This window comes from Corallococcus macrosporus (assembly GCF_017302985.1).
Taxonomy (GTDB): Bacteria; Myxococcota; Myxococcia; order Myxococcales; family Myxococcaceae; genus Corallococcus; species Corallococcus macrosporus_A.
This window is the reverse complement of sequence record NZ_JAFIMU010000007.1, coordinates 2,495,001-2,519,228: the sequence shown is the minus strand read 5'-3', so window position 1 is coordinate 2,519,228 and position 24,228 is coordinate 2,495,001. Positions and strand designations below refer to the sequence as shown.

Annotated in this window: 12 protein-coding genes and 2 rRNA genes (1 of these 14 cut by a window edge); 9 read left to right on the top strand and 5 right to left on the bottom strand. The window is 70.6% G+C overall.

Features of this window, described 5'->3' with window-relative positions; all coding sequences use genetic code 11:
* Window positions 1-57: 57 nt before the first annotated feature.
* The 4 genes from JYK02_RS22795 to JYK02_RS22780 all read left to right on the top strand — a co-directional run bounded on the left by JYK02_RS22795 (window position 58) and on the right by JYK02_RS22780 (window position 13,043).
* A complete protein-coding gene (locus JYK02_RS22795; RefSeq protein ID WP_207053984.1) occupies window positions 58-2,790 on the top strand; it encodes a hypothetical protein in 2,733 nt (910 codons plus the stop codon).
* A 12-nt stretch (window positions 2,791-2,802) separates the two neighbouring features.
* Entirely contained in the window at window positions 2,803-9,339 is a 6,537-nt protein-coding gene (locus JYK02_RS22790) for a HEAT repeat domain-containing protein (RefSeq protein WP_207053983.1), read from the top strand.
* Entirely contained in the window at window positions 9,336-11,195 is a 1,860-nt protein-coding gene (locus JYK02_RS22785; protein ID WP_207053981.1) for an SWIM zinc finger family protein, read from the top strand. Before JYK02_RS22790 ends, JYK02_RS22785 begins: the two co-directional genes overlap by 4 nt.
* A 399-nt stretch (window positions 11,196-11,594) precedes the next feature.
* Window positions 11,595-13,043 (top strand): reverse transcriptase family protein, encoded by a 1,449-nt coding sequence (locus tag JYK02_RS22780; protein WP_207053980.1) that lies wholly within the window; start codon window positions 11,595-11,597, stop codon window positions 13,041-13,043.
* 7 nt (window positions 13,044-13,050) lie between these two features.
* On the opposite strand, the gene JYK02_RS22775 is transcribed toward JYK02_RS22780, so the two are convergent.
* Window positions 13,051-14,040 carry an alpha/beta hydrolase gene (locus JYK02_RS22775; RefSeq protein WP_207053979.1) on the bottom strand — a complete coding sequence of 330 codons (990 nt, stop codon included), beginning with the start codon at window positions 14,038-14,040 and terminating at the stop codon, window positions 13,051-13,053.
* A 172-nt stretch (window positions 14,041-14,212) separates the two neighbouring features.
* On the opposite strand from JYK02_RS22775, the gene JYK02_RS22770 reads away from it, so the two are divergent.
* The 4 genes from JYK02_RS22770 to JYK02_RS22755 all read left to right on the top strand — a co-directional run bounded on the left by JYK02_RS22770 (window position 14,213) and on the right by JYK02_RS22755 (window position 18,619).
* Window positions 14,213-15,736 (top strand): GMC oxidoreductase, encoded by a 1,524-nt coding sequence (locus JYK02_RS22770; RefSeq protein WP_207053978.1) that lies wholly within the window; start codon window positions 14,213-14,215, stop codon window positions 15,734-15,736.
* A 102-nt stretch (window positions 15,737-15,838) separates the two neighbouring features.
* The gene (locus JYK02_RS22765; protein ID WP_207053977.1) at window positions 15,839-16,465 is read left to right on the top strand and encodes a TetR/AcrR family transcriptional regulator; all 627 of its coding nucleotides are present in this window, start codon (window positions 15,839-15,841) and stop codon (window positions 16,463-16,465) included.
* Window positions 16,462-17,670, top strand: a complete 1,209-nt coding sequence (locus tag JYK02_RS22760; RefSeq protein WP_207053976.1) for a multidrug effflux MFS transporter — start codon at window positions 16,462-16,464, stop codon at window positions 17,668-17,670. Before JYK02_RS22765 ends, JYK02_RS22760 begins: the two co-directional genes overlap by 4 nt.
* 49 nt (window positions 17,671-17,719) lie before the next feature.
* Window positions 17,720-18,619, top strand: coding sequence for a class I SAM-dependent methyltransferase (locus JYK02_RS22755; protein ID WP_207053975.1), 900 nt, complete (start codon window positions 17,720-17,722; stop codon window positions 18,617-18,619).
* Window positions 18,620-18,625: 6 nt separating this feature from the next.
* On the opposite strand, the gene lnt is transcribed toward JYK02_RS22755, so the two are convergent.
* Window positions 18,626-20,242 carry an apolipoprotein N-acyltransferase gene (gene lnt / locus JYK02_RS22750; RefSeq protein WP_207053974.1) on the bottom strand — a complete coding sequence of 539 codons (1,617 nt, stop codon included), beginning with the start codon at window positions 20,240-20,242 and terminating at the stop codon, window positions 18,626-18,628.
* Window positions 20,242-20,562: a hypothetical protein gene (locus tag JYK02_RS39825; RefSeq protein WP_242588853.1), complete on the bottom strand. Its 321-nt coding sequence runs from the start codon at window positions 20,560-20,562 to the stop codon at window positions 20,242-20,244. The genes lnt and JYK02_RS39825 overlap by 1 nt, the downstream gene beginning before the upstream one ends.
* Before the next feature lie 388 nt (window positions 20,563-20,950).
* Between JYK02_RS39825 and JYK02_RS22740 the strand changes: the two genes are divergently transcribed.
* A complete protein-coding gene (locus JYK02_RS22740) occupies window positions 20,951-21,808 on the top strand; it encodes a hypothetical protein (RefSeq protein ID WP_207053970.1) in 858 nt (285 codons plus the stop codon).
* Between the two features lie 123 nt (window positions 21,809-21,931).
* Here JYK02_RS22740 and rrf read toward each other — a convergent pair.
* Together rrf and JYK02_RS22730 are read right to left on the bottom strand one after the other, a co-directional pair.
* A 5S ribosomal RNA gene (gene rrf, locus JYK02_RS22735) occupies window positions 21,932-22,048 on the bottom strand.
* Between the two features lie 183 nt (window positions 22,049-22,231).
* Window positions 22,232-24,228, bottom strand: a 23S ribosomal RNA gene (locus JYK02_RS22730); it runs 970 nt beyond the window's last position.

Here is a 24,228-nt window from a genome sequence, read left to right as displayed (position 1 = left end):
GAAGGCGGGTCCAACATGCCTCGCGGTGTGAGGGAGCTGTGTTAAACCCCACACCCCATGACCCCGAGCGACGCGCTGAGCGCAGCAGACCTCGAACGTCTGGCCAGGGCGGAGGCACCAGACCTGGCCGAGGCCGTGCTGGCCTTCCTCGACCAGCCGGACCGCACGTCGGACGCGCCGCTGCCGCAGGGCGCGCTCTCCTTCGACGCGCTGAAGCAGCTCTTGGAGCAGGCGCGCATGGACGGCGACAAGGCCGGCCGCCGCCAGGGCTCGCATGAGGCGTGGCAGCGCTTCCTCGCGCAGAAGGACGTGCCGCTGCCGCCGCGCCTCTTGCTCGCGGACCTGCTCGTGTCCCTGTACGAGCAGAACACCGGCCCCGCGCGCGCCGCGCTCCTCACGCTGGTGAAGGACGCGCCGCTCAAGTTCGGCCTGTGGGCGGGCCTCAAGCGCATCTACAAGCTGTCGGAGGCGCGCCACGACGCGGAGCTGTTCGGCGCGCTGGCGTGGCGCTTCGACACGGAGCGCGGCGGCCGTCGCCGTCAGCGCGAGGTGGGCAGCGGCACCCTCACCTACCTCCAGCGCCGCGCGTGGCGCTTCCTGCGCCAGTTGGGCGCGGCCGTCCCGGAACTCTACCCGCAGTTCGCGGTGGAGGTGCTGCGGCACTACGAGCCGGACACCACCTGGAACCAGTGCTGGGTGGCGCACCACGTCTGGGCGCACAACAGCAAGGGCTACACGGCCTCGCGCTTCGCCATCCAGCCGCCTGGCGACATGGTGAAGCAGCGCATGTATCCGGACGCGTGGAAGCGCTCGCCGGACGCGCTGATGCGCCTCTTGGACACGTGCCAGTCGGACCCGGCCGCGAAGTTCGCCATCCAGGGCCTGCGCAAGGACCACCCGGAGGCGCTGCGCAAGGTGACGCCCGCGTGGCTGGACCGGCTGGCGCGCCGTCCGCTGGGCAGCGCGCACGACTTCCTGGTGGAGACGCTCCAGGGCTCGCCGGACTTCCACCAGGGCAAGCTGCGCGCGGCCGGGCTGCATGAGGCCGTGCTCGCGCTGCTCTTCTCCCCCAGCGACAAGGCCCGCGCCTACGCCATCGAGTACGCGCGCGGCCACGCGCAGGACCTGGCCCCGGACCGGCTGGCGGAGCTGGTGGAGAAGGGCGAGGACGACGTGCAGAAGTTCGCCGCCGCCGCCCTGGAGAAGCACAAGCCGCGCGACCTGGGGCTGCCGCTGCTGGGCCGGCTGCTCGACTCCAAGCCCACCGCGGCGTTCGCGGCGAAGTCGCTGGAGCAGTCCTTCGACCGCGCGGAGCTCACGCACGGCTTCCTGCGCGAGCTGCTCTGGGGTTCGCAGGAGCAGCTCAACTGGGCGAAGAACTACGTCTCCACGAAGTACGCGGCCGGGGAGATGCCGGCGGACTTCTGGAAGGTGGCGCTGACGGAGGCGAAGGACCACTCCAAGCGCCAGCGCATCGTGGAGGACACCGCCATCAAGGCCCTGTCCACCTACAAGGTCGCGGACATCGGGCCGGAGTGGGTGCTGGACCTCGTCGCCCACCCGCGCCTGGGCCGTCAGGCGGCGCAGTGGCTCACGCGCGCGGACAGCCTGCCGGGCCTGGACGTGGAGCGCGTGAAGGCGCTCGTCTTCAACGGGAAGTTCCGGAGCACGGCGCTGGAGCTTTTGGGCAACCGCAAGCTCTTCACCGCGCGGCAGCTCACGGTGCCCTGGCTGCTGGCGCTGGCGCGGCGGGCGGATCCGCAGCTGCATGACTTCGCGCACCGCTACCTGCTGGCGAACGTGGTGCCCGCGGACTTCAGTGACTCGGGCGACGCGGACGCGGGCCTGGAGCGCCTGTTCGACCTGGCCCTGGGCGCGAAGCAGCCGCCGCCGGTGCGCGCCTTCGCGCAGATGTACCTGCGCTGCCACCACCCGGGCATCGGGCCGGAGCAGCCGGAGTCCAAGTCCTACGAGCTGCGCCCCCGCGCGCCGCGCAAGGCGTACTCGGCGGAGCGGCTGTGGCCGGCCCTGTTCGACGCGCGCGACGACGTGCGCCGCTTCGCGCTGACCATCGCCCGCTCGGAGCTGCGCGCCTGGGGCTACCAGACGCGCGTGTACGAGCTGGCGGACTCGGACGCGAAGGAGATCCGCAACCTGGCCTACGACGCCCTGCTCAACGCGGGCGAGCCGGGCGCGGACGCGCGCCACACACTCCAGCCGGAGGAGCTGGACGCGGGCAAGGTGTTCGCGCTCACGGAGTCCACCAAGCGCAGCACGCGCGAGGTGGCCGTGGAGCTCATCCGCCGGCACTACGCGCGGCTGGGCGGCGCGGAGCGGCTGTCCGGCCTGATGCAGAGCGCGGACCGCGAGGTGGGCCTGTTCGCGGTGCGCCTGCTCTGGGAGAAGCACCGGCCGCTGCACCTGCCGGAAGGGTGGAAGCCCGCGGGCGGCGGCAAGGACGAGCGCGAGGCGGGCGGCACCACGCGCTTTGGCGACGTGGAGGCGCTGCGCACGTTCCTGCGGCGCATGCTGTTCGGCCTGCCGCCCGGGCGCGCGAAGGAAGCGCGCGAGGGCGACGTGCAGCGCCGGCTGTCCGCCAGCGTGGCCAAGCGCCGCGTGGTGGAGCTGGTGCGGGACCTGGGCCTGGAAGACGAGAGCTTCGCCCGCGTGGTGGCGCCCGTGCTGGGCGAGTTCACCGGCTCCGTGGCGAAGGGCGAGTGGCAGAGCTGCCTGGCCTCGCTGGTGCAACTGCGTGCGGCACACCCGGGCGTGCAGCTCGGCGGCATCTAGGACAACGACACCATGGCCAACCTCTCCATCGGCAACATCGAGAAGGTCCGTGCGCTCGCCGCCAATGCGCGCCTGATTCTCGTGGGCGGTACGCGCGCGGCCGCGGACAGCCGCCTCACCGCGTATGACGCCGCGGCCAACAAGGTCCTGTGGACCAGCCCCCTGCCCGCGCACGTGCTGGGCCTGGCGCTGTCCGGCGAGCAGTTCGCCGCGGCGGGCGCGGACGGCACCGTGCGCTTCGGGTCGCTCACCGACGGCACGGTGAAGTTCCAGCTCCACAACGCGCACCCCGGAGGCTGCACCGCGGTGGCGGCGAGCCCCGACGGCAAGGTGCTCTACACGGCCGGCGCGGACGGCTTCGTGCGCGCGTGGGACTGGGACAGCACGAAGAAGCTCAAGGAGTGGAGCGCGTCCTCTCAGCCGCTGCGCGCGGTGGCGGTGGACCCCACGCACACGTACGTGGCCTGCGCGGGCGATGACAGCGTGGTGCGCGCGTTCACGGTGGCGACGGGCGCGCGCCGGGACATGCCGGGCCACGAGGGCGCGGTGCGGGCGCTGGCCTTCACGCCTCGCGACGGCCGGCTCGTCTCCGCGGGCGACGACGGCAAGCTGCGCATCGGCTACCTCGTCGGCGCGGTGGAGTTCGAGGTCCGCGGCGACAAGGACAGCGGCCACGCGGGCGCCGTGCTGGGGCTGGTGTTCCCGCCCACGCCCCAGGCGGAGCCCGGGCAGGACCCCGCGGAGCGCATCGCGTCCGTGGGCAGCGACGGCAGGCTGAAGGTCTGGCGCCTGGACGAGCGCCGCAAGCCGCGCACCTTCGAGCTGGGCACCAAGGCCCTGCACGCGGTGGCCTTCGCGCCCCCGGCGAACCCCCGTCAGGCGAAGCAGCTGCTGGGCTACGTCTTCGTGGGCGGCGACGACCGCAAGCTCACGCGCATCACGCTGGGCACGGACGGCAAGCCCACGGACGAGACGCAGACGTACGCGCACGGCTTCGACGTCCTCAACGAGGCGCTGAAGGCCGCCCTCCCCCGCCGCGAGGCCGCGGTGAAGGAGGCGGTGGCGCTCCAGGAGCCGGAGGCGCTGGAGTTCGTGCTGGGCGTGCTGGGCTCGGACAAGGACGCCGCGGCGCGCCGGCTGGCGGCCACGGAGCTGGGCAACCACGGCCGCACCGCCGCGCGGGCGAAGCTGCGCGAGCGCCTCAACGACGACGACAAGACGGTGCGCGCCGCGGCGCTGGACGCGCTGGTGAAGCTGGAGACGGAGTCCCCGCTGGCGGCTCCGCGCGCGGCGCTGGACTCGCGCTTCGTGGACACGCGCGTGCAGGGCCTGCGCCTCCTGGCGAAGCAGGGCAGCGCGTCGCCGCTGGTGCCGGGGCTCATCGCCGGGAAGCTCTCGGACACGCACCCCGAGGTGGGCACCGCCGCACTGGACGCGCTCACTGCCGTGTCGCCCAAGGGCAGCACGGAGCCGCTGAAGCTCGCGTTCGAGCGCGGCCCCGCGGCCCTCAAGGTGGAGGTGCTGCTGCGCGCGTCGGTGGCGGGCCTGCTGGGAGACCCGCGCCTGCAGCCGCTGGTGGCGCGCGCGCTGGACGACGCGGACCGGGACGTGCGCCGCGTGGCCTTCGCGGTGCGCGTGCTGGAGCGCCGCTCGCTGGCCGCCACGCTGGAGGCGAAGGACGAGGAGTTCGCGCGCACGGTGCGGGAAGTGGCCCGCATCGTGACGCTCCAGGCGAAGCGCGCCGCCGGTGAAGCGGAGGCGAAGTTCACCACCGAGGGAGAGGTCACCGCCTCGCGCGACAAGCTCTTCGCCAACACCCCGCCGGGACAGGCGCTGACGGAAGCGGACCTGGAGCCGCTGCTCGCCGCCATGGCGTGCCGCATGCCGGACACGGCCGTGCGCGGCGCGCGCGTGCTGGCGCAACTGGGTGACGGCCGCGCCCTGGGCGCGCTGCTCCAGCTTTCGCGTGAGGACGACGCCGCCATCCGCCGTGAGACGGCCACCGCGCTCCAGGCGCTGCAGGACCCGCGCGCCCGCGAGCGGCTGGTGTGGATGCTGGACGACGCGGACGGGGATGTGCGCGCGGCGGCGCTGTCGGCCGTGGTGGCGCTGGACTCGGACGCGCCGCTGTCCGCCGCGGAGGCCGCTCTGCGCTCGGGCCATGAGGACGTGCGCGTGCGCGGCCTGGACCGGCTGGTGAAGCTGGGCGCGAAGGCGGAGGGCGCCGAAGGACTGCTGGGCGACGCGCTGGAGGACGAGTCCGCCAAGGTGCGCGGCGAGGCCTTCCGCACGCTGTGGGCGTGGAACGACCAGGAGCCGGTGAAGGCGCTGGACCGCGCGCTGGCGGGCCGCTTCCCGGACCTGCGCACCCGCGCGGTGGAGGTGCTCGCACAGAAGGGGACCGAGGACTGGGCGCTGGAGCGGCTGAAGAAGTCCGTGGAGGACCGTGACGCGGGCGTGGCCACCGCCGCCTACGAGGCGTGGGTGAAGCTGGCCGGCAAGGAGAAGCCGGAGCCGCACCTGGCCGCGCTCAACACCACGCACCCCGCCCTGCGTGAGAAGGCCGCCAAGGCCTCCGTGCACGCCCCGGCGGAAGCCATGCGCTCCGCGCTGCTCAAGCGCGTGCAGGACGAGCACCTGGACGTGGCGGTCGCGGCGCTGGAGGCGCTGGACAAGCTCATCCCCAACGAGAACGGACCGCTGCTCGCGGGCATCGCGGCGTCGGCGCTGCCGGTGCGCGTGCGGGCCGCGGAGCTGCTGGCCCCGCGCGGCGCGGAGGACATCATCGAGCCCATGCGCGGGCTCATCACGGACAAGGACCTGGAGCGGATGTACCCGCCCGGCTTCCTCGTCCCCCTGCGCTTCCGCGCGTCACGTGCGCTGGCCACGCTGGGCTCGCGGCGCCTGCTGGGCTTCTACGCCACCACGCTCCTGCCCCACGAGCTGACGGAGCTCCAGGAGCAGGGCGCGCGAGGCCTCGCGACGGCCAGCCGCCGGGGTGACGAGGGCGCGCTGCTGGATGCGCTGGGCCACTCGCTGGTGGCGGCGCGTTCGTGGGCGGCGGACGGCCTGGCGCGCCTGGGTGACGTGCGCGCGCTGCCGGTCCTCACGGGAAATCTGCGCCATGAGCACCTGCCCATCCGGCTGGGCGCCATCCTCGCCTTCGCGGCCCTGGGCCCCGAGGGCGACGGCGGCCTGCTGCACGGCCTGGAGGACTCCGCGCGCGAGGTGCAGGAGATGGTCTTCGCCATCGTGCTCGCGCGCGACCTGCGCGCCAGCCGCGAGGGTGGACCGCCGGACCTGCTGACGAGCGCGCTGTCCAGCGGCCGTCCGGAGGTGCGCTACGCCGCGGCCCGCGCGCTGGAGCTGCGCACGGAGCCGGAGGCCTACCGCGCGCACCTGGTGGAGGTGCTGCTGCCGCCGCGTCCGGAGAAGGTCGGCGACATGAAGGACTGGCCCGCGGAGGAGGAGCGGGCGAAGCGCGTGATTGGCCTCGCCGAGGCGCTCTCCAGCGGTCAGCCGGAGCAGCGCTACGCGGCGGCGCAGGTGCTGCTGCTGCGCAACAAGCCGCTGGACTACTTCCGCGAAGCGCAGAAGGTCGCGCGCCCCAGCTCGCTCCAGGCCCCCTGGAAGCCGGAGACGGCGCAGGGCGCCGCGCACGTGGTGCAGCCCTCCACGCCGGAGAAGCAGGGCACGGCCTCCGCCACGGGCAAGAGCTGGCTGCGCCGCCTCTTCTCCGCGGTGAAGCCGGCGGAAGGCGCCGGTGCGCTCGGGACGCCGAAGGACGCGACCCAGGCCGAACGTCAGCACCTGCGCCGCCTCGCCTTCGGCGCCTACGTGGGCCTGCTGCGGCAGGTGACCGCGGGCGACGAGGAAGGCCACCGCGTCCGCCGCGACGCCGTGGACCGCGTGGTGAAGCTCACGCAGGAAGGCTACGCGGGCACGTCCGCCGCCGTGGCCGCCCTGCTGCGCGCGCTGGAGGACCCGCACCAGCTCGTGCGCCGGGCCGCGCTCGCGGGCCTCAAGGAGCTGTACCCCGCCGGCAGCGACGAGCCGCTGGCGCTGGCCCTGGCCTCGCTGTCCCCGGACGTCGCTCGCGCGGCGCTGGAGGAGCTGGCGGAGCGCGGGGACAAGGCCCGTCCGCGCGTGACCGCGGCGCTCAACTCGCCGCTGCCGGAAGTCCGCAAGTCCGCCTTCGAGCTGCTGGAGAAGCTCAGCCCGCCGGGCAGCCTGGATCCGCTCCTGGCCGCGCTGGGCAGCGAGCACGCCGACCTGCGCGTGGGCGTGATTGAACGGCTCGCGGGCGCCAACGACTCGCGCGTCACGGAGGCCCTGGGCCGCGCGATGGGCAGCGAGCACGAGGACCTGCGGCTGCGCGCCGCGGAGCTGCTCGCGTTCCGGGGGGATGACCGGGCGGTGGAGGTGCTGGGCACCTTCCTGCGCTCGGAGACGCCGGCCGTGACCCGCCGCGCGCAGGAGGCCCTGGCCCGCCTGGGGACCTCCGCCGCCGTGGCCGCGCTCGCCGCGCGCCTGTCGGTGGCCCCGGAGATTCCGGAGCGCACGAAGCTGGTGGCCGCGCTGGGCCGCACTCACCGCGCGGACGCGCTGGACGTGCTCGCGCGCCAGAGCGTGGAGGACGAGGCCCCGTCCGTGCGCCTCGCCTGCGTGACGGCCGCGATGCAGCTCACCTGGCCGCCGGAGCAGGAGAAGCTCAAGGACCACGAGCGTGAGCTGAAGAAGCGCGACGCGGCGCTCGCCGTGCGCTTCCTGCGCGTGGCGGTGAAGAGCCAGGACCCGGAGGTCCGCAAGGCCGCCGCCCGCGAGCTGGAGCACGGCAAGAGCGAGGGCCAGGACGCGCTGCTCGTCCAGCTCTTCACCGACCGCGACGTCACCGTGCGCGCGGCGGCCGTGGAGCACTACTCGAAGCGCGTGGTGGAGGAAGGCGCGGCGGTGGAGCCGCTGGAGGAGATCCTCCGCGCCGGCGCCCGCGAGCTGATGCTGCCCGCGGCGGAAGGCGTCGCGCACCAGCGCCGCGCCAGCGCCCTGCGTCCCCTGCTGCTGTACGCGCGCGCCGGTGAGCCGCACGAGCGGGGCCGCGCCCTGCTCGCGCTGGGCACCCTGGGCGACGTGCGCGCCCTCTCCGAGCTGGAGACGGTGGCCAACGGCGGCACGCCCGACGCGCCGGCCGAGGAGGACATGGTCGTCGCGGCCATCGAGGCCCTGGGCCGGCTGGCGAACCGGATGCCGGATGGCGAGGACCGCCGCCGCATCGAGGAGAAGGTCGAGGCCGCGGCCACGGACAACAACGCCTCCCAGCGCCAGGAGGCCGGAGTGCGCGGCCTGCGCGCCCTGGGCGGCGAGCGTGCCCGCGTGAAGCTGGAGGCGCTGCTCGCCGACAGCGAGGTCGACGACGATGTGCGCCGCACGGTGGCGGAGCAGCTCGGGAAGTTCGGAGACCCGGCCGCGGAGTCCGCGCTGGCCGCCGCGCTGAACGCGGACGACGACGACCTGCGCCAGGCCGCGCGCAAGGCGCTGGACGTGCTCTTCCCGAAGGAGCGCACGCGGGTGGAGTTCCTCGCGGTGCAGAGCGAGCACGAGGACATCTCCGAGCCCGCCGCCACCTACCTCGCGAGCGAGGGCGACCCGGCCCTGCTGGTGCCCCGCCTGGCCACGCTGGACAACGTGGAACTGCGCCTGCGGCTGCGCCGGGGCCTCGCCCGCCGTGGCGCCCTGCCCGTGCCGGAGGTCATCGCCCTGTTCGGGCACGACAAGCCGGAGGCCCGAGAGGAGGCCGCGCGGCTCGTCGGCACCTGGACGGGTGACGCGCGTGAAGCCGGCGCCGTGGACACGGCCGGGCTGACCCGCGCGCTCGTGGCCGCGGAACGGCGCACCGCCACCGCGTGGGTCTCCGCGCAGCCGTCGAAGAAGGACGCGCTGGCCGCCGCCTGGGAGCGCCTGCTCTGGGCGGGCTCACGGCTGGGCGCGAAGGAACTGGTCGCGACGTCCGCCGAAATCCTCCGCAAGGGCGAGGCCCAGGCCCCCGCCGCCGTGCGCCAGGAAGCGGCGCGCGTGCTGGGACGGCTGAAGGCCACGAGCGAAGCGCAGGCCCTGCGCACCGCACTGGGTGACCCGGACGCCGACGTGCGCTCCGCCGCCGCGTCGGTGCTGGCCGTGCTGGTGCCGGAGCAGGCTTCCGGCTGGGCGCTGGAGGTGAAGCCCTTCGACCCGGTGGCCCTGGGCCCCACGGGCGCGAAGGTGGCCCCGTCCGCGCTCACGGCCAGCGAGGCCCGCCGGCTCGCGGTCCCCGCGCTGCTGGCGAAGAAGGACCTGGAGCCGCTGAAGTCCGCGGCCGCCGACGCGAAGCCCGAGGTGAAGCAGGACGCCTGGGCCGCGCTGGGACGGCTGGGTGGAGACGCCGCCGCGGAGCTGCTGAAGACGGCGGCCTTCGACAAGTCGCAGTCGGTGGAGCTGCGCAAGGCGGCCTACCGCGCCCACAAACGTGCACGCCGGGCCGCTGAGCGCGCCCGGAAGGAAGGTCAACCGTCGTGAGCACCGCAACCGCACGTCATCCCGTCGCGCTGAGCTACGCCGCGCAGAGCGACGTGGTCGTCACGCCGGACGCCTCGCGCGTGCAGCTGGCCCTGGAGGGCTCGCGAGGCACCGTGGGCGTCAGTGGCCAGGTGAAGGACCCGACCCTCTTCCGCGACGCGCTGGCCGCCGCCTTCGCGGTGCTCTCCAGCGACCTGCGCTACCGGGGCCGCGACCGCACCGCGTACCTCGCGTACCTGATGAAGCAGGGCAAGCGCGCCAGCGCCCAAATCTGGGAAGCGCAGAAGGCCTTCCTCGACAACGCGCTGGAGGGCGAGGAGAAGAAGGACGCCGTCCTGGACCCCGTCCTCACGGTGGACCCGGATCAGGTCTCGCTGGAGGTCTTCTCCCGCGACGAGAGCGCCTACGCGCGGCTCGCCTTCGACAACAGCCTCTTCGACAAGCGCCAGGCCGCGCACGGCTCCACCTTCCTGGACGTGCCGCAGGACCTGCCCGCCCGGCTGGACCGCCTGCGCGCCTACGCCCCGGTGATGCTGGAGGCCCACGTCGCCCCCACCGCGAAGCCCGCGCCCGCCACGGAAGCCTGCGCCCCGCGCACGGTGGAGGTGCCCCACGCGTGGCTGCGAGGCTTCCTCCAGGTGCAGTCCGCCGCGACGCTGCCGGCCACCACCTGCTCCATCGCGCCCATCGACCTGTACAACCTGCTCTTCGCGCTGCGCACCCGCCGCTCCAAGCAGGCGCCCCGCGCGCTGCGCTTCGAGCTGGTCCCCGGCGCCCCGCCCCGGCTGGTGCTGGAGCCCTGGGAGCAGGTGCTGGAGTGCCACGGCGGCGTGTACACCGGCGCGGCCCCCGCGGTGGTGCGCACCTTCGGCCGTCAGCGCCTCGCCGCGCTCGCGCGCCTGCTGCCCCACGCGAAGAGCGCGCACGTGCAGCTCCTGGGTCCGGGCCTGCCGGTGTTCTGGGTCATCGACCTGGGCGCGGCCACGCTGACGCTGGGGCTCACCGGCTGGACGGAGAGCGGCTGGTCCAGCGCCGCCGCCTTTGACGCGCTGATGCCGCGCGACGTGCCGGAAGGCCTGGCGGAGCAACTGCGCAACCGCCTGCGCAAGGACGGCCCCCTCCCCTTCGACGTGCTGACGAAGGACGCGGGAGCCCCCAAGGACCAGGTGCGCGCCGCGCTCCAGCTCGAGTGCCTGCGCGGCCGCGTCCTCTTCGACGTGGCCCGCGGCACCTACCGCCCGCGCGAGCTGATGCCCACCCCGGTGGACGAGGCCGCGCTGCGCTACGGCAACGAGCGCGAGGCCCGAGCCCACCGCCTGCTGGGCGACGGCGGCCCGGGTTCTGGCGAAGTGAAGCTCACGCAGGTGCACGACCTCGTCGGCGAAGGCACCCGCATCCAGGGCGAAGTGGTGGACCGCGAGGCCGTCCGCAGCTTCTTCCCCAGCTTCACCATGGACCTGGAAGGCCGCGTGAAGGACGCGGCTTGCGGCTGCCCGCACTTCCGCCGCTCCGGGATGCGCGAAGGGCCGTGTGAGCACATGCTCGCGCTGCGCCTGGCCTACGCGCGCCGCCGCGCCGAGGAAGAGGCGCTGCGCCAGACGCCCGAGGGCCGCAAGCTCATCCGCGCGGAGACTCGCGCGTACGTGCGCCGCGACCCGGCCACGGGCCTGGAGCAGGTGTATCGCGTGTCGCTGGACGGCAAGGTGGTGGCCCTCACGTGGGGCCCCCGCCTGGGAGATTCACGTCACCAGCGCCTGTGGTTCGACACGGACACGGAAGCCCGGACGGCGTACTTCAGCCGTCTGGAGAAACTAACCGCGGACGGCTACATCGACGCGGCCTCGACTCTGGTGTAAACACTCACTCAACGGCCCGGCCGCCGACGGGGCGGCCGGAAGGATGGTGGCGCCGGACGAAAATCGAATAGCGAGTGGTCGAGAGAGGTCTGGACCGCATCAGCCTCAACGCCTCGAGCGTAGGAACGGCGCTGCGCCGTTCTGGTTGAAATGCTGGACACTCTCCGCAAGGTAGCCTGTTCTTGGCTCTCTCCCTCCCGAGCACTACGGTCGGGGCGGGAAGCGGAACCAACGACGCAACCGCCGTTTTCCCACCCCGACCGTAGTGCTCGGGAGGGGAGAGCCGGTGAGGCTACCGTGCCCCAGGTGAGCTGGTGGTGCCTTCCTGGCCTCCCTCGACCGCTCGGATTCGTCTCCGTCGCCCCTCCCTGAGCCGCCGCGCCCGTCGAAGGTATCTCGATGACCGCCAAGCTGGAGTCGTTCGTCCCCGCCGCCCCGCCGCAGGCCGTTGCTGAAACCACGCCCGCTGCCGCCCCCAACACCGCCGCGAAGCGCGAGGCCGCCAGGGCCGCGCACGACGCCCTCCTCACGCGCTGGAAGGCCATCACCGAGGCCGGCGGCGCCGAAGCCTGGGTGCAGGCGCAGCTCGAAGCCCGGGGCGCGCTCGCGGGCGAGGTCGACTTCTCCTCGCTGAAGGAGAAGGAGAAGACGGCCTGGAAGGCGAAGAAGAAGGCCGAGGCCGTGGAGCGCCGCGCGCTGGAGCGCCAGGCCCACGACGCGTGGAAGGCCACGCACGTGAACCACCTGGGCGTGGGCATCTACTGGAACGAAGCCGGCACGCCGGACAAGTTCGACCTGGAGCACCGCGAGGAGCGCGCGCGCCAGAACGGCCTGCCCTCGCTGAACAACGCGGAGGAGCTGGCGAAGGCGCTGGGCCTGAGCGTGTCCAAGCTGCGCGGCTTCGCGTTCCACCGCGACGTGGACGCGGGCTCCAACTACGTCACGTGGAGCATCCCCAAGCGCACGGGCGGCGAGCGCACCATCACGTCGCCCAAGCCGGAGCTGAAGCAGGCGCAGCGCTGGGTGCTGTCCAACGTCGTGGAGCGGCTGCCGGTGCACGGCGCGGCGCACGGCTTCGTGGCGGGGCGCTCCATCCTCACCAACGCGCTGGCGCACCGGGGCGCGGACGTGGTGGTGAAGGTGGACCTGAAGGACTTCTTCCCGTCGGTGACGTGGCGCCGCGTGAAGGGCCTCCTGCGCAAGGGCGGCCTGCCGGAGAACACCTCCACGCTGCTGGCGCTGATGTCCACGGAAGCGCCCCGCGAGCGGATGTCCTTCCGGGGCAAGACGCTGCACGTGGCGAAGGGGCCGCGCGCCCTCCCGCAGGGCGCGCCCACCTCACCGGGCATCACCAACGCGCTGTGCCTGCGCCTGGACAAGCGGCTCTCCGCGCTGTCGCGCAAGCTGGGCTTCACGTACACGCGCTACGCGGATGACCTGACCTTCTCCTGGACGAAGGCGAAGGCCCCCAAGGCGCGCCGAGCGCAGGGAGCCCCGGTGGCGGTGCTGCTCGCGCGGGTGAAGGACATCGTGGAGGCCGAAGGCTTCACGGTCCACCCGGACAAGACGCGAGTCGCCCGCAAGGGCAGCCGTCAGCGCGTCACGGGGCTCGTGGTGAACGAGGCGAAGGAAGGCACGCCCGCCGCCCGGGTTCCGCGAGACGTGGTGCGCCGCCTGCGAGCCGCCATCCACAACCGCCAGAAGGGCAAGCCCGGCCGCGAGGGCGAGTCGCTCGATCAGCTCAAGGGCATGGCGGCGTTCCTCTACATGACGGATCCGGTGAAGGGCCGCATGTACCTGGATCAGCTCGCGAAGCTCGAAGCCGCCGCACCGCCCGCGCAGGCGTAGCGCGGACCTAGCGGGCGCCCGCCTTCGTCCGCCGAGAAGGCTTCTTCGCCGGAGCCTTCTTCGTCTCCCCGGCCGGCGCCGCGGGCTTCTCCACCTCGGCGGGCACTCCCGCCACGGGCTTCAACGCCGCATCCGCGAACTCCCGCAGCCGGCGCGGATACTCCTCGGGCGCGGTCGCGGCGAAGTTGCCATGCGACGCGCCGGGGATGCGCCACGTCTGGGCATACGGCGCGACGTGGGCGAACAGCTCGTCCAGCAGCGGCTGCCCGGACTCCTCCGTCCCCGCGACGATGAACAGGGGCCGGGGCTGGATGCGGTCCACCGCGTCGAGGGTCCGCACCTCGTCCAGCGCGATGCCCCGGCGCCAGAACGGAATCAGCGCCCCCGTCTGCGTCACCACGCCAAAGCGCCGGAAGTCATACGCCGCCGCCAGCCACAGCGTGTTGAACGGCGACAGCAGCACCACCGCCGCGACCCGCGGGTCCTTCGCCGCCACCTCCGCCGCCGCCGCGGACCCGATGGAGAACCCCAGCAGTCCCACGCGAGCAGGGTCCACGTCCGGCTGCGCCCGCACGTACGCCAGCGCCGCGCGCACATCCTGGCGCTCCTTGTCGCCCCAGGTGGACGTCTCGCCGCCGCTCTGCCCATGCGCGCGCAGGTCGAACAGCAGCACCCCATAGCCCGCGTCGCGCAGCACCCGGGCCTCGGGCAGCAGGTCCATGCGCGTCTGCGACAGGCCGTGCGCCAGCACCCACGCCGCCTTGTTCCGTGAAGGCACGTACCAGCCGCGCAGCTCCACCCCGTCGTCCGTGCGCAGCGTCACCTCGCGCGCGGAGGCGAAGTCCGCGGGCAGCACCGCCGCCGGCTTCGGGTAGTGGAAGTACTGCTCGGAACGCCACGCCGCGCGGCCGGCCAGCGCCAGCGCCGCCACCAGGACGGGCAGCACCAGCACGCCCAGCACCCGCCCCCACCGGATCCGCTTCAAGAGCCCAGCCATGTCCGCCCCTCTCCGACAGCAAGCGACCTCTACCAGAGGCGGAAGCCACCGCCCCGGGCTTGTGTTGGCACCCTCCAGGCACTTAGACCCTATAGGCACCAACGGGCCCCTGGTTTACAGTTTAGGCGAACTTTAGCAGCGGCGGCAGAAAGACCGTCCGGGTGAGCAGGCCATGAAGACGTCGAAGACGGTCTATGACGCAGTGGTGGTGGGTTCCGGGGCCTGTGGCGGTTGGGCCGCCAAGCAGCTGACGGAGGCCGGGCTCCAGGTGCTGGTGCTGGAAGCGGGCCGGAGCGAGAAGGCGGACCGGGCGCTCCACCTGATGCACCGCGTGAAGCAGAAGCTGGGATACCGCATCGAGTCGGACTCCGGCCGCACGTCGCGCCAGTCCGTGCAGTCCACGAGCTTTGCCTGGCCCTTCCATCCGCACGCCTTCGTGGATGACGTGGACAACCCCTACACGACGCCGGACGACGCGCCGTTCGCCTGGATCCGCGCGAGGCAGGTAGGCGGCCGCACCGGCGTGAGGAGCCACGGCCGCCAGTTCTACCGGCTGTCCGACTTCAACTTCCGGGCAGGCAGCCTGGACGGGCTGAGCCCGGACTGGCCGCTGACGCTCGCGGACCTGGCGCCGTCCTACGAAGTCGTGGAGCGGTGGATGGGCCTGCGCGGCAACTCGGACGGCGTGGACACGCTGCCGGACTCCGTCTTCTCCGGCCCCGCGCCGTTGTCCCCCGGCGAGGTCCGCCTGCGGGAGAAGGTGAAGGCCCGCTGGCCCGAGCGTCACGTCGTCGCGCGCCGGACCGCGAACGCGCCGGTGACCATCCCCGCGGCGCTGAAGACGGGGCGCCTGACGCTGCGCTCGCACGCCATCGCCAGCCACATCCTGCACGACCCGGCCACGGGCAAGGTGACGGGGGTGTCCTTCATCGACGCGAACTCCGGCACGTCGGAGGAAGTCCGCGCGAAGGTGGTGGTGGTGTCCGCGGGCACCATTGAATCCACGCGGTTGCTGTTGCACTCGCGCAACCGGGCGTTCCCGGACGGCCTGGCGAACAGCTCGGGCCTCGTGGGCCGGCACCTGATGGACCACATGTACCTGCGCGGCATCGAGGCGCGGATGAACCTGCCCGCGCACCTGCAGCAGAAGGAGCACGGCTGGGCGTACGTCCCCCAGTTCCGCAACGTCAGCGAGCGCCACCCGCAGTTCGCGCGAGGCTACGGCGTGCAGATCTTCACCTTCGACGACCAGATGCACATGGTGCCCTTCGGAGAGATGATCCCCCGCTCGGAGAACCGGGTCACGCTGAGCGCCACGGTGAAGGACCGCTGGGGCATCCCGGCGGCGCACATCGAGTGCCGGCACTCGGACAACGAGCTGAAGATGACGGAGGACGCGGCCACGTCCTGCCTGGAGATGCTGGAGGAGGCGGGCTGCACGGTGGAGAAGGTCAACAAGACGCTCTCCCATCCGGGCATGGCCATCCACGAGGTGGGCACCGCGCGCATGGGCAAGGACCCGAAGACGTCCGTGCTCAACGCCTTCAACCAGAGCTGGGACGTGCCCAACCTCTACGTCATGGACGGCTCCTGCTTCCCCTCGCAGGGCCCGCAGAACCCCACCCTGACGATGATGGCCCTCACCGTCCGCGCCTGCGCGCACCTGGTGGGCGAGCTCAAGGCCGGGCGCCTCTAGAGCGCCTCGGAAGCAAGAACACAGGGGGCCCGGAAGGACGGGCCCCTTGCAGGGCCTGCGTGGATTGGTTACCTACCAGTCAGTAACTAATCCCCCGCGCCCATGTCCCGTCCCCCACGCGTCCTCGACCAGGAGATCGACGAAGCCGCCCGAGCCGTGTTCCTGGCCCAGGGTCCGTCCGCTCCGCTGCAGGACATCGCGAAGCGGCTGGGCATCTCACAGGCGGCGCTGCTGCACCGGGTAGGGACCAAGGAGGCGCTGATGTCGCGAGCCCTCCGCCCTGTGCGGCCCACCGCGCTGGCGCTGCTGGAGCCCGGACCAAGGGACGACGCCTCCGTGGAGGACCAGCTCCTGGAAGCGCTGCTGCACCACCGGGACTTCCTGCGCCAGCTGGTGCCCTGGTTGTTCGTGTTGCACTACTCGGTGCTGGGCGGCGCCAGGGCCATGCAGTTGGAGACGCCGCCCCCGGTCGCGCTGCGAGAGGGCCTGACGAAGTGGCTCACGCGCGCGAAGCGGGCCGGAAGGGTGGACCTGGCCGAGCCGAGGGCCGTGGCGGAAGCGCTCTGCGGAGCGCTGGAGGCCCGCTGTTTCAACGCCCACGTGGGAGGCGTCACCTACGCCCCCGGCGACGACGAAGCCGTCCTGCGCCAGCTCCTGCGCGTGTTGCTGACGCCAGGGCAGGCACCGGCACGCGCCCGGAAGAAGCCACGGAAGAGGACCGCGAGATGACGACCGCCACGCCCAAGCTGTCCCGCTCCACGGAGGGCCCCGGGCTGATCCTCCTGCTGGGGACGCTCATCGGCTTCGGGCCGCTGTCCATCGACATGTACCTGCCGGCGTTCCCCTCCATCGGCGAGTCGCTGCACGCGACCGCCGGCGAGGTGGAGCGAACCCTGGCCACGTTCTTCGCGGGGCTCGCGGTGGGGCAGCTCCTCTCCGGTCCGGTGAGCGACCGGTTCGGCCGCACGAAGCCGCTCTACGTGGGCCTGCTGCTGTACGTGCTGGGCTCCATCGGCTGCGCGACCGCGCCCTCGGCGGAGGTGCTGGCGGCGTGCCGGTTCGTGCAGGCGCTGGGCGGTTCGGTGGGCATGGTGACCTCCCGAGCCGTCGTGAGGGACCTGCACTCGGGATCAGCGGCGGCACGCATGATGTCGCGCCTGGTGCTGGTGATGGGCCTGGCGCCGATTCTCGCCCCGCTGCTGGGCGGCTGGGTGCTCAGGGCCGCGGGCTGGCGAGCCATCTTCGGAAGCCACGCGGTCATCGGCCTCCTCGCGCTGGGAGCGGCCTTCGTCATCCTGCCGGAAACCGCGCCACCGAGGAACGGAGAGCCCCGGTCCAGCCCGTTCCGGGCCATGTGGGGCATCACGAAGGCGCCGGACTTCCTGGGGCCCGCGCTGGCGGCGGGGCTCTCGCAGGCAGGGATGTTCGCGTACATCGGCGGCTCACCGTTCGTGTTCATCACGTTGCACGGTGTGAAGCCGGAGCACTTCGGCTGGTTCTTCGGAGCGAACGCCGCGGGGCTGGTGGCGGTGTCGCAGCTCAACCACTGGCTCCTGGCGCGCTCGTCACCGGAGCGCGTGTTGAAGCAATCGGTGCGCATCGCCGCGCTCGCGGGGGTGGTGCTGGTGGCGGTGGCCTCGACGGGCTTTGGTGGGCTGTGGGGCATCGCGCTGTCGCTGTTCGTGTTCGTCTCCAGCCTGGGAGCCATCACGCCGAACGCGACGGCGCTGGCGATGGAGCAGCACGCGAAGCAGGCAGGCATCGCGTCAGCGGTGCTGGGAGCGCTCCAGTTCATGCTGGCGGCTGGAGCCTCCGCGGCGGTGAGCGCGAGCCACGACGGCACCGCGAGGCCCATGGCTCTGGGAGTGGCCATCGCCGCCCTGCTCGCCCTGGGAGCGCTCGGCCTGGCGAAGCGGGCAGCGGCGAAGGCTTGAGGCGCGTCTGCGTTCCGGGTGGGATTGACACTCCGGAACGAGGCACCCGATGGTGCGACCCGCGATGCTTGCTCCCTTCTACTCCGCCTGTCCCGTCTGCAAGGAGACCGGATCCCGTCCGGTCGTTGCGTTCCGCGAGCTGAGCTACGGCCGTTGCACGGGCTGCGGGCTCATCTACAAGCGCGAGCAGCAGCCGGGCCTCGGCGACGGCTACGAGGAGAAGTACTTCAAGCACAACCGCGCGAAGTACCTGAGCCGCTGGGACCACCGGGTGCGCAAGTGCCTGCGGCAGGTGCTGGTGTGCCTGGAGTACGCGCCGCACGCGAAGGACCTGCTGGATGTCGGCTGTTCCGCGGGCTACGTGCTGGAAGCAGCGCGGCGAGCAGGGCTGAAGGCCACGGGGCTGGACTACTCGCAGTTCTCGGTGAACCTCTGCCGCGAGCGGGGCTACACGGCCGAGTACGGCTCACTGACGCAGATGCCGTTCCCGGACGCGTCCTTCGACATCATCACGCTCAAGCACACGCTGGAGCACGTGGACCAGCCCATGGACGGGCTGCGCGAAATCCAACGCGTGTTGAGGCCGGGAGGCGTGGCCTTCGTCATCGTCCCGGACGCGGCGTACTACAAGATCATCGTGATGCCCCGGAAGGGCCGCTCGTTCCGGCCGGACCGCAGAGGCTGGCAGCACCACGTCTACTTCTACGAGCACAACCTCGCGGACGCCTGCGCCAGGGCCGGCATGCACCCGGTGAAGGCGGGCAAGGACATCCTCCGCCGGAGACTGGCGAAGGGAGTCCGAGCCCCCTACGAGTATGTGCGCTTCGCCTTCCTCTGGGCCTGGGTGCAGGTGTGCCGGCTCACGCACATGCGAAGAGAGATCCAGGTCATCGCCCAGAAGCCAAAGACAGACGCTCAACTCACCGCCCAGAAGGCCGAAGCAGCCTGAGCATCGTCACACCGGGACACGCCCCGGCCGCTCCGCGCCGCGCCGACGGATCCACACCGCCAGCACCACGGTCAGCACGAGCGCCACGGGTCCCAGCCAGTCCCCCCATGCACCCGCGAGCGAGCTCAGACGCTCCGCCGTCGGCACCCGCATCACGGTGCTGGCGCGCTGGTTGTCCTCCAGCTCGGACGTCCAAGTGCCGGCCGGATCAATGAACGCGGAGATGCCCGAGTTGGTCACCCGCACCTGGGCCGTGCGCGTCTCGATGCTGCGAAAGGCCGCATGCATCAGGTGCAACCGGGGCGCAGACGTTCCGGAGAACCACGAGTCATTCGACAGCGTGAGGAGCAGATCCGCGCCCTGGCGAACCTCCGCCGCGACGTAGTTGGGAAAGAGCGCCTCGTAGCAGATGAGCGGAGCGACCTTGAGCACCCGGCCGCCGTTCAACCGGAAGTCCACCAACCGAGGCCCCGGACCACGCTTCCACCGGCCGGTCCACGGAAGCCAGGCGCGCAGCGTGGGCGTATCCACCGCATCCGGGACCCACTCCGTGAGCGGAAACAGCATCGTCTTGCGGTAGGCGGTCTGCGCCAATTCGCCCGCGGCGGAGGGCCCCAGGAACATGGCGGCGTTGAACTCGCGATCGCCATCCAGGTCGTATGTGCCGAACACCAGCGGCACGCCACGCTCGGCGACCCACCCACGGATCTCATCATCCAGGGCACCGCCGTCCTCGCTCTTCGGAGTCCCGAACGTCGTCGGATACACCGTCTCCGGCCACACCAGCAGGTCCAGCGGCGCCGAGCGCAGCAACGCATCCGACATCGCGTAATGCGTATCCAGGATGTTGCGGACGACTTCGTAGGTCCCCTGCTCCGCGGCCAGCTTCTCGATGTTGGTGATGTTCGCCTGCACCGCCCCCACCACCAGCGCCGGAGCCGAGTGCACCGCCGCACGCACCTGCCCCAACCGCACCCGTCCATATCCCCAGCCCGACACAGCCAGCACGGCTGCCACGACCACCGGCCCCAGCCGCAAGGTCCGCCGGGAAGCCAGCCCCCGAGCCACCGAGACGGCACACTCGTTGATGAGCAGCAGGACCAGCGTCAGGCCCGGAGCGCCCGCCACATCCGCGCCCTGGCGCAGCGTCTCGGAAGCATAGAGGCCGTGGCCCAGCGTCTCGGCGAACAGCTTGGGCGCGAACCACTCAGTGCCCACATAAGCGAGCGCGGTGAGCACGGGAGGAATCCAAGCCAGCCGCGTGGCGTCCCCGACCTGCCGACGCGCATACCACCGCACCCAGGCAGCGGTGAGGAACTGGAGCTCCAGCACGGGAGCGATGAGCAGGAACACGCCCCAGCACAGCCACACCGGCGCACGCGAATACGCGGAGATGGCACCCGGGAACCAGCCGAACACCGCCGCGGTGAACGTCACCGACAGCAGGACGCCCAGGCCCAGGGCCCCCCGAGCCGACGAAACCCGATCCACCGCCGCCAGCCACGGCGCCATGGCTACCGCGCCCAGCCACACCCAACCCGTTTGCAGCTGTCCAAACGCCGCGAACAGCACGGTGGTCGCCGCGACGCCCAGGAGCGCCCCGGCCCACCCCTTCACGGACATCACTGCGAGTCCTCATCCTCGACAGGAATCTCCAGCAGCCGGTGGGGCATGCCGGGGGGCGCCAGCTCCTCGGGAACCACGCGGTTCTCGGGGATGGGGATGGGCTGCCCGTTGGCGTCCTTGGGCGTGAAGTCCGGATGGAACATCAGGATGGCGGCGAGCGGCTGGCCGTTATCCGTCGTCTGGTAGTGGCGCATGAAGCCAGGGGGCAGCTCGAAGTCATCAGGGACGACGAGCCCCCGCTTCAACGGCTTGGTGCCGCGCTGGTACAGGGCCGTCCCGCTCTTGCCTTCCAGCGGGGGCGGCTCATCAACGGGCATGGGAGCGGGCTCCTCTGAGGGAGTGGGCGCGGCGACAGGGACGGCGGCAGGCCGCACGGATGGACGAGCCGGTGTCACGGAAGGAGCCGCCGGAGCGGGGCGAGCGGCCACCACGATGGGAGGCAGGTCCTCCACGGGAACGGGGCGAGACAGCCACCAGAGACAGAGCCCCACGCACAGCGCGGTGATGGCCAGGGCCCCACCGATGAGCCAGGGCCCCAAGCCGCCAGGAGACTCACGCGAGGGCGTCACCCGCGTCACGCCATCGGAATCGGTGCGACGCTCAGGGCCAGGCTGCGGGGAACGCATGTTCTCGGGGGGCCTCCAGGGTGCGTATGCTACGGAAGCCGCTCGCAGCGAGGCAATGCGCGCGCGGCCATGCCCTACCATGACCGTCGACGCGTCCGGCCCCTTCCCCGTCCACGCCTTCACGCCTCGGCTGCGCGCACTGGGAGCGCTCCTGCACGTCGTGGCGCTGGGCACGCTCAGCTACTCCACCGCGCTGCTCTTCAAGGATGTGCTCGCGGGCACGCAGACGCTGCTCCCCGAGCCACTGGCAGCGGGCCTGGTGGTCGGAGCCGCGCTACCGCTCATCGCGCTGCGCCTGTTGCGCCTGGGCACGAAGGCCACGGTCACGGTGCGCACGGAGGGACTGCTGCTCACACAGGCAGGAGGAGCGCACTTCGAGATTCCGTTCGAAGCACTCGAGTCCATCCAACCGTGGCGTCTGCCCATTCCAGGACCAGGCCTCACCTTGCGGCTCCGCACGGGGCGAGCGTTTGAGCAGAGCCTGGAAGTTCAGGCTCCCATGCGGCTGCTCGCCGCGCTGGGAACTTGGGGAGAAGCACGGATCGATCCGAGGGTCAGGTATGCGCAGGCCCGAAGCGAGAAGTGGCGTCGGCGCTGGTACGACCAGGCGTTGAAGTACGGCCTCGTGCCCGGAGTTCTCGCCGGCATCTTCTTTCGAGCCCACCAGTACATCTCCTTCGGGGGGCCGTTCGGAGAGCTCCAGATGTATGGATGGACGGCGTACCTCACGTCCTATGTGCGCATCTGGCTGCCGGTGTTCCTGGCGTTGTTGTTGTTTGGCTGCTTCTGGAGAGCCTTCGCGGAAGCGTTCTGTTTCAGCGCCGCATGGCTGGGCCCGAGCTGGGCACGCAACGTCCGTATCGGCGCGGAATGGACCTGCCGGGCGCTCTATTACGTCGCCCTGCCTGCGTTTCTCGTGGCCCGCCTGCTGGGCTGAGCCGCAAAGACAGACACCCGCGAGCGCGGATCAGCGCTCAAGCCGGAGGCCGCAGCGGGCAGAACCGAAGCCCGCAAAGACAAAGCCCCTGGTGCCTTGCGGCACCAGGGGCTTTCAAAAAGAATCCGGCAGCGACCTACTCTCCCACGCGGTTTCCCGCGGAGTACCATCGGCTCTGGAGGGCTTAACTTCCGTGTTCGGGATGGGAACGGGTGTGACCCCTCCGACATTGCCACCGGAAAAGCGACTGACGGTGCATACGAAGGGTAAGTTGCAAGCTTCCGCTTGAATGAAGCCTCTTCAGAAGTTGAAGAAGCGCGTTTGAGAATAGCTGTCTTCCGGGCGGACGCGACGTACGCGTCCTGGCCTCGGCCTTGGCCCCGAGTCCCTTACTCCCCACGAGGGGGCATGCAAGAGAAGGGGGGAAGTAAGCCGCTCGACTTATTAGTACTGGTTAGCTTAACGCGTTACCGCGCTTACACACCCAGCCTATCAACGTGGTAGTCTTCCACGAGTCTTCAGGGGCTTGCGCCCGGGATACCTGGTCTTGAGGTCGGTTTCCCGCTTAGATGCTTTCAGCGGTTATCCAATCGGCACATGGCTACCCAGCGATGCCTCTGGCGAGACAACTGGTACACCAGCGGTGCCTCCAACCCGGTCCTCTCGTACTAAGGTCAGAGCCTCTCAAGTATCCTACGCCCACAGCAGATAGGGACCAAACTGTCTCACGACGTTTTGAACCCAGCTCGCGTACCGCTTTAATTGGCGAACAGCCAAACCCTTGGGACCTGCTCCAGCCCCAGGATGCGATGAGCCGACATCGAGGTGCCAAACCTCCCCGTCGATGTGAACTCTTGGGGGAGATAAGCCTGTTATCCCCGGAGTACCTTTTATCCGTTGAGCGATGGCCCTTCCATTCAGGACCACCGGATCACTATGACCTGCTTTCGCACCTGCTCGACCTGTCGGTCTCGCAGTCAAGCTCCCTTATGCCATTGCACTCGACGCCCGGTTTCCAATCGGGCTGAGGGAACCATCGCGCGCCTCCGTTACTTTTTGGGAGGCGACCGCCCCAGTCAAACTACCCACCAGACAGTGTCCCAGTCCCGGCTGACGAGACATGGTTAGACACCAGAAATCAACAGGGTGGTATTTCACCGTTGCCTCCACCGAACCTAGCGGCCCGGCTTCAAAGGCTCCCACCTATCCTACACAGTCAATCCCTAGTGTCACTGTCAAGTTGTAGTAAAGGTTCACGGGGTCTTTCCGTCTTGCTGCGGGTAAACTGCATCGGCACAGCTATTTCAATTTCGCTGAGTCCCTCTCCGAGACAGTGCGGAAGTCGTTACTCCATTCGTGCAGGTCGGAACTTACCCGACAAGGAATTTCGCTACCTTAGGACCGTTATAGTTACGGCCGCCGTTTACTGGGGCTTCGGATCATCGCTTCGCCTTGCGGCTGACGAATCCCCTTAACCTTCCAGCACCGGGCAGGAGTCAGACCCTATACGTCGGCTTGTCGCCTTCGCAGAGTCCTGTGTTTTTGGTAAACAGTCGCTACCGCCATTTCTCTGCAACCTCTCTCGGCTTCGGCTGTACGCCTACACCTACCAGAGGCCCACCTTCTTCCGAAGTTACGGTGGAAATTTGCCTAGTTCCTTGGAGGAGAGTTCTCTCAAGCGCCTTAGGATTTTCTCCTCACCCACCTGTGTCGGTTTGCGGTACGGACACCCTGCAGACTCCCTGCGGGACTTTTCTTGGAAGCCGAGCATCAGCGACTTACCCCTTGCGGGGCGCCATGGGGTCTCGGGGATGACTGCCGCGCCTTTATTCGTACGCGACACCCCTACGCCTTTAGACTGACGCAACCACCGGTCAGCTCGCCTAGCTTTCTCCGTCCTCCCTCAGTTCAACGTCTGCAAGATGGCGCAGGAATATTAACCTGCTTGCCATCACCTACGCCTTTCGGCCTCGGCTTAGGACCCGGCTAACCCTGGGAAGATTAACTTGACCCAGGAAACCTTGGGTTTACGGCGAGGGGGTTTCTCACCCCCTTTATCGCTACTCATTTCGGCATCAGCACTCCCAGTCGCTCCAGCAGCCCTTTCGGTCTACCTTCGCTGCAACTGGGACGCTCCCCTACCGCCATGCATGCCAAACATGCATGACCCGAAGCTTCGGCACTAGTCTTGAGCCCCGTTACATTTTCGGCGCGGCCTGTCTTGACCAGTGAGCTATTACGCTTTCTTTAAAGGATGGCTGCTTCTAAGCCAACCTCCTGGTTGTCAATGACCTGCCACATCCTTTCTAGTGTTCACTTAGACTAGATTTGGGGGCCTTAGCTGTCGGTCTGGGTTATTCCCCTCTTGCCAATGGACGTTATCACCCACTGACTGCGTCCCGGGATAACAATTGCCGGCA

Coding starts and splice junctions, on each gene's coding strand:
- JYK02_RS22760 (WP_207053976.1), top strand. CDS start 16,462: ATGACGACCGCCACGCCCAAGCTGTCCCGCTCCACGGAGGGCCCCGGG.
- JYK02_RS22765 (WP_207053977.1), top strand. CDS start 15,839: ATGTCCCGTCCCCCACGCGTCCTCGACCAGGAGATCGACGAAGCCGCC.
- JYK02_RS22795 (WP_207053984.1), top strand. CDS start 58: ATGACCCCGAGCGACGCGCTGAGCGCAGCAGACCTCGAACGTCTGGCC.
- JYK02_RS22775 (WP_207053979.1), bottom strand. CDS start 14,040: ATGGCTGGGCTCTTGAAGCGGATCCGGTGGGGGCGGGTGCTGGGCGTG.
- JYK02_RS22770 (WP_207053978.1), top strand. CDS start 14,213: ATGAAGACGTCGAAGACGGTCTATGACGCAGTGGTGGTGGGTTCCGGG.
- JYK02_RS22790 (WP_207053983.1), top strand. CDS start 2,803: ATGGCCAACCTCTCCATCGGCAACATCGAGAAGGTCCGTGCGCTCGCC.
- lnt (WP_207053974.1), bottom strand. CDS start 20,242: ATGTCCGTGAAGGGGTGGGCCGGGGCGCTCCTGGGCGTCGCGGCGACC.
- JYK02_RS39825 (WP_242588853.1), bottom strand. CDS start 20,562: ATGCCCGTTGATGAGCCGCCCCCGCTGGAAGGCAAGAGCGGGACGGCC.
- JYK02_RS22740 (WP_207053970.1), top strand. CDS start 20,951: ATGACCGTCGACGCGTCCGGCCCCTTCCCCGTCCACGCCTTCACGCCT.
- JYK02_RS22780 (WP_207053980.1), top strand. CDS start 11,595: ATGACCGCCAAGCTGGAGTCGTTCGTCCCCGCCGCCCCGCCGCAGGCC.
- JYK02_RS22755 (WP_207053975.1), top strand. CDS start 17,720: ATGGTGCGACCCGCGATGCTTGCTCCCTTCTACTCCGCCTGTCCCGTC.